Origin of the sequence: Stenotrophomonas sepilia (assembly GCF_003244875.1) — a bacterium.
Classification (GTDB): domain Bacteria; phylum Pseudomonadota; class Gammaproteobacteria; order Xanthomonadales; family Xanthomonadaceae; genus Stenotrophomonas; species Stenotrophomonas sepilia.
In genome coordinates, this window is the sequence record NZ_LXXZ01000069.1 from 1 (window position 1) to 13,639 (window position 13,639).

Genomic DNA, 13,639 nt, shown 5'->3' on the forward strand with positions numbered 1-13,639 from the left:
TTGATCCCTCCGTCCCCTTTTCTTCAACCGGCCTGCTCGACCAGGTTGGCGAGTTCGTCCGCATCGAATCCGGCCAGCAGGCGCGCTTCCATGTTGAACGGCCCGTGCAGGTAGCCGCCGGCGTACTCCACCAGCAGCTCCTTGAAACGCGTGCGCGGCTCGACACCGGCGCGGTCGCAGTACCAGCGATACCAGCGCGAACCGGCGGCAACATGCGCCACTTCCTCACGCAGGATCACCTCCAGCACATCGGCGGTTTCGCCATCGCCGACATTGCGCAGCTTCTCGATCATGCCCGGGGTGACGTCAAGGCCACGCGCTTCCAGCACGCGCGGCACCAGCGCCATGCGCGCCAGGCCGTCATGCGCGGTCTTTTCGCACATTTCCCACAGACCGTTGTGTGCGGGGAAATCCGCATAGTCGTGGCCATGCACCTGCAGGCGCTCGCGCAGCAGCATGAAATGCCGCGATTCGTCATCGGCACAGCTGACCCAATCAGCATGGAACGCCGACGGCAGGCCCCGGAACCGGTACACCGCGTCCCAGGCCAGGTCGATCGCATTGAGCTCGATATGGGCAATCGCGTGGATGAAGGCAGCCCGCCCTTCCACGCCACCCAGTCCACGCCGTGGCACCTCGCGCGGATGCACCAGCACCAGTCGTCCCGGACGACCCGGCATGCAGATCGGATCCGGCGGCGGCGCATCCGCGGCCACCTTCAGGCGGCCGGCACGGAACGCGGCCGCATACGCCTGGGTCAATGCGACCTTGCGCAGCGGATCGGCTTCAGCCAGGCACTGCTGCGCAGCGCGCAGCAGGTCGCCACCAACGTCGGGCACATCCACCACGCCTGATCCTCAGGCGCGGCGCTTGTGCTTGGCATCGTCCGAACGCAACTGCTGGATGCGCTCGAAGTAGCCCGGCTCGATACCGGTCGGGTAGTGGCCGTTGAAGCAGGACGAATCGAAGCTGCGCAGCGCCGGGTTGCCTTCGCTCACCGCCGCTTCCATGTCTTCCAGGTCCTGGTAGATCAGCCAGTCGCAGCCCAGGTGGGCCTCGATCTCTTCCACCGTGCGGTTGTGCGCGACCAGCTCTTCGGCCGCCGGCATGTCGATGCCGTAGATGTTCGGGTAACGCACCGGCGGCGCGGCGCTGGCCAGGTAGACCTTGCGCGCGCCGGCATCACGGGCCATCTGCACGATCTGCTGGCTGGTGGTGCCACGCACGATCGAATCGTCCACCAGCAGCACCACGCGGTTGCGGAACTCCAGGTGGATCGGGTTGAGCTTGCGGCGCACCGACTTCACGCGTTCACCCTGCCCCGGCATGATGAAGGTGCGGCCGATGTAGCGGTTCTTGATGAAGCCTTCGCGGTACTTCACCCCGAGCACATTGGAGATCTCCAGCGCGGCATCGCGCGAGGTATCCGGGATCGGGATGATGGTGTCGATGTCGTGGTCCGGGCGCAGGCGCAGGATCTTCTCGCCCAGCTTGATGCCCATGCGCATGCGTGCCTTGTGCACCGAGACGTTGTCGATCATCGAATCCGGGCGCGCGAAGTAGACGTATTCGAAGATGCATGGTGTGTGCTCGGCCGGCTCGGCGCAGATTTCCGAGAACAGCTCGCCGCGCGCGGTGATCACCAGCGCTTCGCCCGGCTGCACGTCACGCACGCGCTGGAAACCCAGCACGTCCAGCGCGGCCGACTCGGACGCCACGATGTACTCGTCGCCTTCTGCGTGGCTGCGCTTGCCCAGCACCAGCGGGCGGATGCCATGCGGGTCGCGGAAGGCCACCAGGCCCAGGCCCAGCACCACGCTGACCACTGCATAGCCGCCCTTGCAGCGGCGATGCACGCCGGCCACCGCGCGGATCGCGGCTTCCGGGCTGAGCTGGCGCTGCTGCTCCAGTTCGTAGGCGAACACGTTCAGCAGCACTTCGCTGTCCGAATCGGTGTTGACGTTGCGCCGGTCCTGTTCGAACACCTGCTGGCGCAGCGCCTCGGTGTTGATCAGGTTGCCGTTGTGGGCCAGCGCGATGCCGTAAGGCGAATTCACGTAGAACGGCTGTGCCTCGTCCATGCCTTCCGAACCTGCCGTCGGATAGCGCACGTGCGCGATGCCGACGCTGCCTTCCAGCGTGGACATGGTGCGGGCGTCGAACACATCGCGGACCAGGCCGGTGGCCTTCTGCACCCGCAGGCGGCTGCCATTGGCGGTGGCGATACCTGCCGCGTCCTGGCCGCGATGCTGGAGAACGGTCAAGCCGTCATACAACTGCCCGGCGACGTTCTGGTTGCCGACGATTCCGACGATGCCACACATGGTGCGAGGTCTCCGCTGGGCTGTGCCCAGTTACAAGGAAGGTGGCCGTACCTGGCCGCGGTGGTCGCCGCGCCTGCGGTCGACATTGGCCGGATCGTCCGGCTCGATACTGTCCGGCAGTGCTGGGGCGTCCGGGCGCACTTCGGCCGGATCGTATGCATCGCCCTGTTCCGCTTTCGCGGGCCGCAGCCATCCGCCGCCCGCCACTACCTGGTTGAGGATGCCATTATCGCCTGCCCCGCCCGGCTTTCCCAACCCGGCGCCTGCGTTCTTCCCCAATTCCATCAATGCAGATGGGGACAGCATGTCGGTCGGCAAGGCCTTGGGCAGCATATCGGCGCCCGGTACCTGCCAGCGCGGCAGCTTCCCGTTCATCCAGGTCACGGCCGGATTCAGCACCGGGCGAACCGCCGAGCGCTTCCAGGAGGGCTCGGCAGTCAGCGGGGTGAAGCCGGCCAGCAGCACCAGGATCGCCGCGATCAGGCCACCACGCACGGCACCCAGTACACCGCCCAGCAACCGGTCCAGGCTGGTCAGCATGCTGCGGTGGATCATCGCCTTGATGACCATGCCGATCACCGCGACCACGATCATCACGCCGATGCCCACGCCCAGGTAGCCGCCGACGAAATGTTCGCCGCCAGGTGCGGCGGGCGCCGCCCACCAGCGCGCGGCATCGTTGCCGAAGGCGAAGGCCGCCCATGCGGCCAGCAGCCACGACAACGTGCCGATGACGATTCCCACGAAGCCACGCAGCATCCCGAGCAGCGTCGAGGCGGCGATCACGATCAGCAGCACCACGTCGATCATGGCGCCCCGCTCCTTCGGCGGCGCTGGCAACGGGCCTGCGCGTCGGTCATGGGTGCGGTCGGACCATGCCGGCGACGCCAACCTTGGCGGCGACCTGCGCCTTCAGCTGTTCGGCGTCAGCCCGGTTGGCCACCGGTCCGACACGGACGCGATGCAGGGTGCCCTTTTCGGTACGCACCTGCTCGACGAAGGCGCTGAAGCCGGCAGCACGGACCTTGTCACGCAGCGCATTGGCATCGCTGGCCTGACCGAACGCGCCCAGCTGCACGGCGAAGCCGACGCCGCTGGCCGCCGGTGCAGCCGGCGTGGTCGGTGCCGTCACCGGCTTGCTGGCGGTGGCCTCCGGCTTCGGCTCGGGCTTCGGGGTTTCGGGCTTCGGCGCCGGCTTCGGCGGCTCGGGCTTGGCCGCCGGAGTGGCCGTCGCAGTCGGCGTACTCGGCGGCAGGCTTTCGCTGCGCACCGGGTTGCTGCTGGCGGACGGCGAGGTGGCTGCGGACGGGGTACTGGCGCTTGGCGTAGCCGGTGCCGGGGTAGCTGCCACCGGGGCGCTACTGCCCGTTGCGGCATCCAGGGTGATCACTTCGGCCTTCACATCGGCGCGGATCTTCACCGCCTGCAGCCGGGCCGCCTCGGCCTGTGCACGGTCGGCATACGGCCCCACGCGCACACGCCATGCCTGACGGCCGTTGATGGTAGTCGCTTCTGCGAAGCCCGGCAGCTGCGAGCGCTGCAGGTAGGCGATCACGGCATCGGCGTCGGCCTTGCTGCCGTAGGCGCCGAAAGTGACGGCGTAGTTGCCGGCGGCAACCGCCGGGGACGTGTCCACGGTCGGCGGCGTGGCCGGCGTGGCGGCCTCCTGCAGCGGCTTGGCCTGCCCGGTCTGCAGGCCGGTAGCCCCACCGGCCGGGGCCACCAGCGGCAGTTCACGGGTTTCGAACTGGCCATCGGCCGGTGCATCCGGCGCGGCGATCGGCACCGAGGCCACGCCGCTGTCCGGTGCAGGCCCCTTGACCAGCATCGGCAGGAAAATCACGGCCAGTGCAACCAGCACGATGGCACCAATCAGACGCTGTTTCAGAGGCGTATCCACGTGAGGCGGCAACTGTCCGGAGGTTGCGGTCGATTATACGGGTGCCGGACCGGACGGCGTCGGGATTGGCTGAACGTGGCTCAGGCGCTGCCCTGCAACCACTGCAATGCGGCGGCAGCGGTATGGAAGGAGCCAAACACCAGTACGCGGTCACCGCGCTCGGCCCGGGCCAGTACCTGCGCCAGCGCCTGTTCGACCGAAGCGGCCAGCTGCGCGCTGCCAGCAGCGGTCTCGGCTAGGCGCGCCTGCAACTGGGCGGCACTCTGGCCGCGCGGGCCGTCCAGGCCGGCAAGGGTCCACTCGGCAACCACGCCCTGCAATGCCTGCACCACACCCACCGCGTCCTTGTCCTGCAATGCGGCATACACCGCCAAGGTGCGCCCGGCCGACGCCTCGGCCTTCAGCGCGCGCGCCAGCTGGCCCGCCGCCTGCGGGTTATGCCCGACGTCGACGCGGATCTGCACACCGCCACGCTCGAACGCCTGCAGGCGGCCCGGAATGCGCGCCGCCGCGATACCGGCGGCCCACGCCGCGCGCGGCACCGGCTTGTCCAGCGCGCGCAGCGCGGCGATGGCCGCACCGGCATTGGCCAGCTGGATCGGGCCGGCCAGCGCCGGGGTCGGCAATTCCATGCGCAGGCCGACATCGCGCCAGCGCCAGCGCTGGGCGTCGATCGGCTCGTAGAAGTAATCGCTGCCGCCGCGGATCGCGTTGGCACCGACCAGGTAGGCACGCGCGAGCACGCTCGAGGGCGGGTCGGTCTCGCCCAGGATCACCGGCTTCCAGCCGCGGATGATGCCGGCCTTCTCGGTGCCGATCGCCTCGCGGTCCTCGCCCAGCCACTCGGCGTGGTCAATGTCCACGGTGGTGATCACCGCCACATCGGCATCGACGATGTTGACCGCATCCAGGCGGCCGCCCAGGCCCACTTCCAGCACCGCCAGGTCCAGCCCGGCGTCGGCGAACAGCTGCAGCGCAGCCAGCGTGCCGTACTCGAAATAGGTCAGCGTGGTCTCGCCACGCGCGGCCTCGACCGCACTGAACGCAGCGACCAGCGCGGCATCGTCCACGTCCTGGCCGTCGATGCGCACGCGCTCGTTGTAGCGCAGCAGGTGTGGCGAGGTGTACGCGCCCACCTTCCAGCCGGCGGCACGTGCAATGGCTTCGATGAAGGCCACGGTGGAGCCCTTGCCGTTGGTGCCACCGACCACGATGGTGCGCTTGGCCGGCGCCCCCAGGCCCATCGCCGTGGCCACGGCGCGCACGCGCTCCAGGCCCATGTCGATGCTCGCCGGGTGCTGGCGTTCAATGTAGTCCAGCCAGTCGGCCAGGGTGGTCGGGGTGTTCGTCACGGCAGCGGTTCCAGCAGAAGCAGTTGGTGCGAGGGGATCGATCAGAGTGCGCGGTGCTTGGCTTCGCCGAAGAACGGCGTGTGGTGGGCGCAGTCGTTCAGGCGCACCACTTCCAGGCTGTCAAGGTCGGCGCCTTCGAGCAGGTTCAGCGTGGTCGGTGCCTGGCGGAAGGTCCACAGGCGGGAGATCGGCAGGCCCAGCACCTTGCACAGGATCACGCGGTTCACCGCGTCATGGGCGACCACCAGCAGGGTGTCGTGCTCGCCGAGGCCCTCGGTGGCGCGGGCCAGGCCGCGCCAGCTGCGCTCCAGCACCAGGCGCAGCGATTCGCCGCCGGGCATCAGCACGGTATCCGGCTCCTCGCGCCAGGCCTGCAGGCGCGACGGATCCTTCTCATGGATCTCGCTGGCCAGCAGCCCTTCCCATTCGCCGTGGGCGATTTCCTGCAGTTCCGGCTCGGTCAGCAGCATGTCGGCACGGGCGGCGCCAAGCGCCAGCTGCGCGGTGCGCTGCGCGCGCGACAGCGGCGAAGCGACGGCACGGGTAATGTCGACCGAGGCCAGGCGGGCACCCAGTGCCTGGGCCTGGGCTTCGCCGATCGGCGACAGCGGGATGTCGATCTGGCCCTGATAGCGGCCTTCGGCGTTCCACGGCGTTTCACCGTGGCGGGCAAGCAGGATGCGCATGCGTGCAAGGGGTCCTGGGGGGGAGGAGGTTCCCGCGTTTCGTTCACATCCTGTGAAGTGCGCGGAACACGGATGATACCTGTTCGGCGCGCCGGGTCGGGGCGGGCATGAAAAAACCCCGCGACGTGGGTCGCGGGGTTTCGAAAACTCCGGCTATCTGGTCGAGGTTGCCGGCCAGCGGCCGGCACTACCTTACTTCGCCAGGTTCAGTTCCTTCAGCAGCTGCGGCGCCGGCGCCACTTCCTGCATGATCCACTGCATGTAGCGGCTGTCGACGGCGATCATGCGGGTCATCACCGGGTCGAACACCCAGTTGGAGCTGACCGATTCCCAGTTGCCGTCGAATGCCAGGCCGACCAGCCTGCCGTTGGCGTCCAGCACCGGCGAACCCGAGTTGCCGCCGGTGATGTCCAGGTTGGACAGGAAGTTCACCGGCACCGAGCCGATGCGCTTGTCTTCCAGGCCGCCATAACGCTTGGCCTTGACCGCGTCGAGCAGCGCCTTCGGCGAATCGAACGGATCTTCACCGGTTTCCTTCGCCGCCACGCCTTCCAGGGTGGTGAACGGGGTGTACTTCACGCCGTCCTTGCCGTAGCCCATGACGTTGCCGAAGGTGATGCGCAGCGACAGGTTGGCGTCCGGGTAGACGAACTCGCCCTGGCTCTTCTTGTAGTCGGCCACGGCCTGCAGGTACAGCGGACGCGCGGTCAGCGATTCACCTTCGCGGATCTTCTTCTGCTCTTCCTGCTTCAGCAGTGCCGGCATGACAGCCACGGCGTACTGGATGGCCGGATCGCTGCTGGCTTCAAACGCGGCACGGTCGGCCTTGAACCACTTCAGGCGTGCGTCCAGGCTGCCGAGCTCGGTACCCGACAGCTTGCCCACCAGCGCCTTGACTGCGTTGGCATCGCTACCGGCCAGCCACTTGTTCAGCACTTCATTGTCGCGCTGCGCGGCCGGCAGGGCCACGTACTGCTCCAGCCAGTAGGCCTGCAGCTGCTGGTCCATCTTCGCCACGTAGCGGCGGTCCATCTGCTTCAGGCCACCTTCAATGGTGGTCAGGTCGCGTTCCTGGTAACCGGCTTCGCGCTCGGCATCCGGCTTGCTGCGCTCGATCGACAGGCGGTACAGGGTGATTGCAGCACCAACGGCCGAGGTGTTGTTGAACTGACCAACGAACAGGTCGCGTTCGCGGGTCGACTTGCTGGTATCCAGATGCTTGAGCAGCTGCGCATGTGCGGCCAGCGCCGGCTTGCCGGCAGCGCCCTGCTTCTTCAGCCACGCCAGCACGGCGGCTTCTTCCGCCTGTTTCTGGCCGGCGGCATCGATGCGCTTGAAGCCCTCCAGCTGACCCAGGTAGTTCTTGGCCACGTTGTTCATGCTGGCGGCGGTGGCGGCGTACTTCACCTTGACATCGGCGTCGGCCTTGCCGGCGTCGGCGATCATCTTCAGCACCGCGTTGTAGTGCTTGGCGATGGTCGGGTAGGTGAAGCTGGCGGTTTCGTTGAACTCGCCGGCCAGCGCGTAGCGGTTGGTGCGGCCCGGGTAGCCGGCCACCATCACGAAGTCATCGGCGCCCAGCGGCTGGTCGGCGAACTTCAGGAAGTGCTTGGGCTGGTACGGCACGTTGTCGGCGGCGAAGGCGGCCGGCTTGCCATCCTTGCCGACGTAGGCGCGGTAGAACGAGAAATCGCCGGTGTGGCGCGGCCACATCCAGTTGTCGACGTCGCCGCCGAACTTGCCGACGCTGCCCGGGGGCGCGTAGACCAGGCGCACGTCCTTGATTTCCATGTTGCGGAACAGGCGATAGGTGTTGCCACCGGAGAAGCTGTACAGGCGGCAGCGGAAGCCGGCATCGGCTTCACAGGCGGCAACCTGGGCCTTGTCGAAGGCGTCCAGCGCGCGACTGCGGGCCAGCGGGTCGTTGCCGGCGGCGGCGATGGCGGCCTTGGCCTGGGCGGTGACGTCGGTGATCTGGTCGAGCACGAACACGCGGGCGTTCGGGCCGGCGCTCAGTTCATCCTTCAGGGTCGGTGCGTTGAAGCCGTCCTTGATCAGGTTCTTCTGCGCGGTCGAATTGAGCTGGATGGCGCCATACGCGCAGTGGTGGTTGGTGACCACCAGGCCCTGCGGCGAGACGAAGCTGGCGGTGCAGCCACCCAGCGCAACCACCGCACCCATCGGGTCACCGGTCAGGTTGGCCAGCTGCTCCGGGGACAGCTTCAGGCCGGCCTTCTGCAGCGGCCCGGCGATTTCCGGCAGCTGCTGCGGCACCCACATGCCTTCTGCGGCGTGGGCGACCTGGACCAGCCCAAGGCTGGCGACGATGGAAAATGCAAGCAGGTTCGAGCGCATGGAGCGGCCCCTGGTAGTGGAACCCTCGATTGTAGCCCGCCGCCCTGCCCCGGCCCGAACCCCGGAAGTCATGGGCCTGCTTCTTGCTCTGCGCACATCGGCCGCGCACACGGAATCGTCCAGAGGGGGCGTGGTCACCCTGCCCGGGACTGTTGGCGCCATGGATGGGCTTTTGCGTGTCCCGGCCAGGGTGACCACGCCCCCTCCCCCCGGAATCAGGGAGGCGCTGCTGTTTGCAGTACGTTCGAAACGCCCGCCGGCGCACGCCTTTCGTTCCGCCAAAGCACCCGCAGCGCAACATGGGAAATCCGCGCGGCACCCTATAATCCGCGCTTTCCCCCTGATGAGTTCCACCCCGATGGCGCAGCAAACGATGAAGGCCCTGGTCAAGCGCGAAGCAGCCAAGGGCATCTGGATGGAAGAGGTTCCGGTGCCGACTCCGGGCCCCAACCAGGTGTTGATCAAGCTCGAGAAGACCGCGATCTGCGGTACCGACCTGCACATCTACCTGTGGGACGAGTGGAGCCAGCGCACGATCAAGCCGGGCCTGACCATCGGCCATGAATTCGTCGGCCGCATTGCAGAAATCGGCCCGGGCGTGACCGGCTACGAGATCGGCCAGCGCGTCTCGGCCGAAGGCCACATCGTCTGCGGCCACTGCCGCAACTGCCGTGGCGGCCGCCCGCACCTGTGCCCGAACACCGTCGGCATCGGCGTCAACGTCAATGGTGCCTTCGCCGAATACATGGTGATGCCGGCCAGCAACCTGTGGCCGATCCCGGACCAGATCCCGTCGGAGCTGGCCGCGTTCTTCGACCCGTACGGCAACGCTGCGCACTGCGCACTGGAATTCGACGTGATCGGTGAGGACGTGCTGATCACCGGCGCGGGCCCGATCGGCATCATCGCCGCCGGCATCTGCAAGCACATCGGTGCGCGCAACGTGGTGGTGACCGACGTCAACGACTTCCGCCTGAAGCTGGCCGCCGACATGGGTGCCACCCGCGTGGTCAACGTCGCCAACCAGTCGCTGAAGGACGTGATGAAGGAACTGCACATGGAGGGCTTCGATGTGGGCCTGGAAATGAGCGGCAACCCGCGTGCGTTCAACGACATGCTCGACTGCATGTACCACGGTGGCAAGATCGCCATGCTGGGCATCATGCCCAAGGGTGCCGGCTGCGACTGGGACAAGATCATCTTCAAGGGCCTGACCGTGCAAGGCATCTACGGCCGCAAGATGTATGAGACCTGGTACAAGATGACCCAGCTGGTGCTGTCCGGCTTCCCGCTCGGCAAGGTGATGACCCACCAGCTGCCTATCGACGACTTCCAGAAGGGCTTCGACCTGATGGAAGAAGGCAAGGCCGGCAAGGTCGTGCTCAGCTGGAATTGACCCGAAGGGTCAATTCCCCCGCATGTTTCCTTGTCCCCGCGCCTTTGGCGCGCCCCCTTGAACAACAAGGGGGCTCTCCCCCGGATGGGATCAAGAACACTGCGGAATTGAAAAAGGCGCCCGATGGGCGCCTTTTTCGTACAGCGTGCCAGGCAAGCCCGGCACCTACCGAAGCAAGGGTTACTTGCCGACGGCCACGGTCAGCAGCACGCGGCTGTGTGCCAGCTTGCCGGAGTTGTCGCGGCCGTTGCCGTCGGTGCCGTAGTAGCCGAGGCCGACGTTGAACAGGCCGAACTGGCGTTCGACGCCGACGTTCCAGTCGGTGTAGTCCTTGGCGATGCCGTCCTCGAAGTTGCTGCGGCCGACGTTGGCATTCAGGGTGAAGTCCTTCGGCAGGCCCCAGCTGCCGCCCAGGCCGAAGTACCAGCCATCGGTGCTGCTGTTCCAGACATCGTTGGTGTAGGCCACCGTCAGCTTGTAGGTCTCATCCAGCGTGGTGGTGGTGATCAGCTCGTTGTAGTTCAGCTCGCTGGCACCGAGGTAGGTGTAGCGGTTCAGCAGCGCGTCGAAATTGACGCGGGGCGTGACGTCAACGCCGTAGCCGATCTGGTAGTCCACCTCGGTGCTCGGGTCGCCCGGACCGAAGTCCACGCCCGACCCCCAGATACCGGCATACAGGCCTACCGGCGAGGTGTAGGTGAAACCGGCCTGCAGGGTCGGCTTTTCGTCGGTCTGCGAGACACCACGGAACAGGTAGTCCGACACGGCGGTGACGTTCCAGCTGTACGGCGATTCGTTTTCCTGGGCACTGGCGGCGAACGGGGCAGCCAGGGTCAAGGCAGCGGCAATGGCGAGGCAGGCACGGGCGTGCTTCATGAGCGTCTCCGGTGGGGGCGGTGGCGTGGAAGGCCGAGGGCGGGCGTATCGGCCGGAACGGGACAGCTCCGGTTCACGAATTTTTAACCACTTTGCTATTGCGATGCAACATGCGCCGGCCGTGGCGATGCCCCGCCCGGGCCGGTCGGCAAGCGGCGATGCCCGTTAGAATCAGCGGTTTCCCGTTCAGAGCCGTGCCCACGCCATGACCGACGCCTCCTCCGCCCTGACCCGCCACTACGCCGAGGAACTGGACGCCATCCGCGCCCAGGGCCTGTTCAAGTCCGAGCGGATCATCACCAGCCCGCAGTCGGCCGAGATCACCCTCGACGACGGCCGCAAGGTGCTGAATTTCTGTGCCAACAACTACCTGGGACTGGCCGACCATCCGGACCTGATCCAGGCCGCCAAGGACGCACTCGATACCCACGGCTTCGGCATGGCCTCGGTGCGCTTCATCTGCGGCACGCAGGACCTGCACAAGCAGCTGGAAAAGCAGATCGCCGACTTCTTCGGCAAGCAGGACACCATCCTGTACGCGGCCTGCTTCGACGCCAACGGCGGCCTGTTCGAGCCGCTGCTTGGCGAGAACGACGCGATCATTTCCGATGCACTGAACCATGCTTCGATCATCGACGGCGTGCGTCTGTGCAAGGCCAAGCGCTTCCGCTACGCCAACTGTGACATGGCCGATCTGGAAGCCCAGCTGCAGGCCGCCGATGCCGCCGGCTGCAAGACCAAGCTGATCACCACCGACGGCGTTTTCTCGATGGACGGCTTCATCGCGCCGCTGGACGAGATCTCCGCGCTGGCAAAGAAGTACAACGCCCTGGTACACATCGACGAATGCCATGCCACCGGCTTCCTCGGTGCCACCGGCCGCGGCTCGGCCGAGGTCAAGGGCGTGCTGGAGAAGATCGACATCATCACTGGCACTCTGGGCAAGGCCATGGGTGGCGCACTGGGCGGCTTCACCTGCGCCAGCGCCGAGGTGATCGAACTGCTGCGCCAGCGCTCGCGCCCGTACCTGTTCTCCAACTCGCTGCCGCCGCACGTGGTGGCCGCAGGCATCAAGGCGTTCGAAATGCTGGCGGCCGCTGACGACCTGCGCAGCACCCTGGCCGAAAACACCGCCTACTTCCGCGAAAAGATGACCGCCGCCGGTTTCGACGTGAAGCCGGGCGTGCATCCGATCAGCCCGGTGATGCTGTATGACGCACCGTTGGCGCAGAAGTTCGCCGAGCGCCTGCTGGAAGAAGGCATCTACGCCATCGGCTTCTTCTTCCCGGTGGTGCCCAAGGGCCAGGCCCGCATCCGTACCCAGATCAGCGCCGCGCACAGCCGCGAGCACCTGGACCGGGCGATTGATGCGTTCACCCGCATTGGTGTCGAACTGGGCGTGGTCAAGGGCTGATCATGGCCGGGGTCGGATCCCTTTCCGCAGGAAAGGGCTCTGACCCCGCACGGTCAAAGCGTGCCGACCAAGGTCGGCACCTACCGGAGCCTGATGACGTGCCGACCAGGGTCGGCACCCACGGGCGTCACTTCTTTTTCTTCTTGCCCTTCGGCTCTTCCTTGCTGGCAACCACTACCGGCTTGGCGGCAGCGTCCTGGCCATTGCCCTTGGCAACGCGGATGCCGTTGGCCTTCATCCAGGCATCGAACTCATCGGCGGTCATCTTCTTGTCGCCGTTGCTCATCAGGAAGCGGTAACTGCCGCGACCATCCAGCTCCGGGGTTTTCACTTCCACCACCGGGGTCTCGGCAGGCGTTTCCGCCTTGGCCACCTTCTTGTGGCCGCCGCAGGCGGCCAGCAGCACCATCGGCAGCAGCAGGCCTGCACAGCGCAGGGTTTGATTGAGGGTCGGGTGGTACATGGCAGGCTCCGTTCGGGAAAGTCGACAGCCAGGCGCCCCCTACGCCTGGAACGGCGGCCGGCAACTGCCGGCCACGGGCGATGATCAGCCCGGTGCAGCGGCCCCCAGCCGCTGCTGGTCGCTGACCTGCAGAACCCGCCACTGGCCCTTGCCGAGATCGCCGAGCAGCAGCCCACCGATCGCGACCCGGACCAGGCGCAGCACCTGCAGGTCGAAGGCCGCCAACAGGCGGCGGATATGGCGGTTGCGGCCCTCGTCGAGGACCACCTCCAGCCATGCGGTCTTGTCGCCACTGCGCAGTACGCGCACGGCACAGGCGGCGAGGAGCTCGCCCGCGTCTTCGACACCGGCGCGCAGCGCGGCCAGGGTGTCCTCATCGGGCAGACGATCCACCTGCACGTGATAGGTCTTCTGCGGGCCGGTCTCCGGATCGGTCAGGTGCGCCGCCCACTGCGGATCATTGCTGAACAACAGCAAGCCTTCGCTGGCCTTGTCCAGGCGCCCGACCGGCGCGATCCACGGCAGGCCGGCACCATCGAAGCAGCGATACACGGTGTCGCGACCACGCTCGTCCTGCGCCGTGGTGACCACCCCGCGCGGCTTGTTGAGCATCAGGTACAGGCGCTGCGGCGCCCCCATCGGCTGGCCGTCGACCTCGATCGGCGGGGGCGGACTGGCAATCGGGAACTCGGGATCACGAACGATGCGGCCGGACACGCGCACGCGGCCCTCGGCGATCCAGCGCGCGGCCTCGCTGCGCGAGCACACGCCGGCCTTGGACAGTATGCGCGCCAGGCCATGGCGCACGCCACTGGTGACATTCGGAGTCGCACGCCCACGCGGTGCGCGGGAGCGGGCGGCGGGGGCGGCAGG

Annotated in this window: 12 protein-coding genes; 2 read left to right on the top strand and 10 right to left on the bottom strand. The window is 67.1% G+C overall.

Annotated features, from left to right (window positions below; all coding sequences use genetic code 11):
• Positions 1-23: 23 nt before the first annotated feature.
• The 7 genes from A7X97_RS14410 to A7X97_RS14440 all read right to left on the bottom strand — a co-directional run bounded on the left by A7X97_RS14410 (position 24) and on the right by A7X97_RS14440 (position 8,617).
• Positions 24-848 (bottom strand): ferritin-like domain-containing protein, encoded by an 825-nt coding sequence (locus tag A7X97_RS14410; RefSeq protein ID WP_111008085.1) that lies wholly within the window; start codon positions 846-848, stop codon positions 24-26.
• 9 nt (positions 849-857) lie between these two features.
• A complete protein-coding gene (purF, locus tag A7X97_RS14415) occupies positions 858-2,324 on the bottom strand; it encodes an amidophosphoribosyltransferase (protein WP_049414284.1) in 1,467 nt (488 codons plus the stop codon).
• A gap of 30 nt (positions 2,325-2,354) precedes the next feature.
• Complete coding sequence (locus A7X97_RS14420; RefSeq protein WP_072169155.1) at positions 2,355-3,134, bottom strand: CvpA family protein; 780 nt, start codon at positions 3,132-3,134, stop codon at positions 2,355-2,357.
• A 46-nt stretch (positions 3,135-3,180) separates the two neighbouring features.
• Entirely contained in the window at positions 3,181-4,224 is a 1,044-nt protein-coding gene (locus A7X97_RS14425; protein ID WP_072169154.1) for an SPOR domain-containing protein, read from the bottom strand.
• A gap of 80 nt (positions 4,225-4,304) precedes the next feature.
• Positions 4,305-5,576 carry a bifunctional tetrahydrofolate synthase/dihydrofolate synthase gene (gene folC / locus A7X97_RS14430; RefSeq protein WP_111008086.1) on the bottom strand — a complete coding sequence of 424 codons (1,272 nt, stop codon included), beginning with the start codon at positions 5,574-5,576 and terminating at the stop codon, positions 4,305-4,307.
• Between the two features lie 41 nt (positions 5,577-5,617).
• On the bottom strand, positions 5,618-6,262 hold the full coding sequence (locus tag A7X97_RS14435) for a histidine phosphatase family protein (protein WP_008268389.1): 645 nt from the start codon (positions 6,260-6,262) through the stop codon (positions 5,618-5,620).
• A 192-nt stretch (positions 6,263-6,454) separates the two neighbouring features.
• Positions 6,455-8,617, bottom strand: coding sequence for a S46 family peptidase (locus tag A7X97_RS14440; protein WP_061480604.1), 2,163 nt, complete (start codon positions 8,615-8,617; stop codon positions 6,455-6,457).
• A 373-nt stretch (positions 8,618-8,990) separates the two neighbouring features.
• Here A7X97_RS14440 and tdh point away from each other — a divergent pair, with 373 nt between their 5' ends.
• Positions 8,991-10,013 carry an L-threonine 3-dehydrogenase gene (gene tdh, locus A7X97_RS14445; protein WP_005415442.1) on the top strand — a complete coding sequence of 341 codons (1,023 nt, stop codon included), beginning with the start codon at positions 8,991-8,993 and terminating at the stop codon, positions 10,011-10,013.
• A 180-nt stretch (positions 10,014-10,193) separates the two neighbouring features.
• Here the strand turns inward: tdh and A7X97_RS14450 are convergent, their stop codons facing one another.
• On the bottom strand, positions 10,194-10,889 hold the full coding sequence (locus A7X97_RS14450) for a TorF family putative porin (RefSeq protein ID WP_111008087.1): 696 nt from the start codon (positions 10,887-10,889) through the stop codon (positions 10,194-10,196).
• Positions 10,890-11,094: 205 nt separating this feature from the next.
• Between A7X97_RS14450 and kbl the strand changes: the two genes are divergently transcribed.
• The gene (gene kbl, locus A7X97_RS14455) at positions 11,095-12,303 is read left to right on the top strand and encodes a glycine C-acetyltransferase (RefSeq protein ID WP_111008088.1); all 1,209 of its coding nucleotides are present in this window, start codon (positions 11,095-11,097) and stop codon (positions 12,301-12,303) included.
• Between the two features lie 127 nt (positions 12,304-12,430).
• On the opposite strand, the gene A7X97_RS14460 is transcribed toward kbl, so the two are convergent.
• Positions 12,431-12,766, bottom strand: a complete 336-nt coding sequence (locus tag A7X97_RS14460; protein ID WP_005415439.1) for a hypothetical protein — start codon at positions 12,764-12,766, stop codon at positions 12,431-12,433.
• A gap of 84 nt (positions 12,767-12,850) precedes the next feature.
• Positions 12,851-13,639 (bottom strand): pseudouridine synthase (locus A7X97_RS14465; protein ID WP_245885017.1); only part of this gene is annotated, 789 nt, incomplete at its 5' end.

What these genes read in the sequence shown, in the direction of transcription:
- purF (WP_049414284.1), bottom strand. Translation starts at nt 2,324, where the DNA reads ATGTGTGGCATCGTCGGAATCGTCGGCAACCAGAACGTCGCCGGGCAG.
- A7X97_RS14440 (WP_061480604.1), bottom strand. Translation starts at nt 8,617, where the DNA reads ATGCGCTCGAACCTGCTTGCATTTTCCATCGTCGCCAGCCTTGGGCTG.
- A7X97_RS14460 (WP_005415439.1), bottom strand. Translation starts at nt 12,766, where the DNA reads ATGTACCACCCGACCCTCAATCAAACCCTGCGCTGTGCAGGCCTGCTG.
- A7X97_RS14420 (WP_072169155.1), bottom strand. Translation starts at nt 3,134, where the DNA reads ATGATCGACGTGGTGCTGCTGATCGTGATCGCCGCCTCGACGCTGCTC.
- A7X97_RS14435 (WP_008268389.1), bottom strand. Translation starts at nt 6,262, where the DNA reads ATGCGCATCCTGCTTGCCCGCCACGGTGAAACGCCGTGGAACGCCGAA.
- A7X97_RS14450 (WP_111008087.1), bottom strand. Translation starts at nt 10,889, where the DNA reads ATGAAGCACGCCCGTGCCTGCCTCGCCATTGCCGCTGCCTTGACCCTG.
- kbl (WP_111008088.1), top strand. Translation starts at nt 11,095, where the DNA reads ATGACCGACGCCTCCTCCGCCCTGACCCGCCACTACGCCGAGGAACTG.
- tdh (WP_005415442.1), top strand. Translation starts at nt 8,991, where the DNA reads ATGAAGGCCCTGGTCAAGCGCGAAGCAGCCAAGGGCATCTGGATGGAA.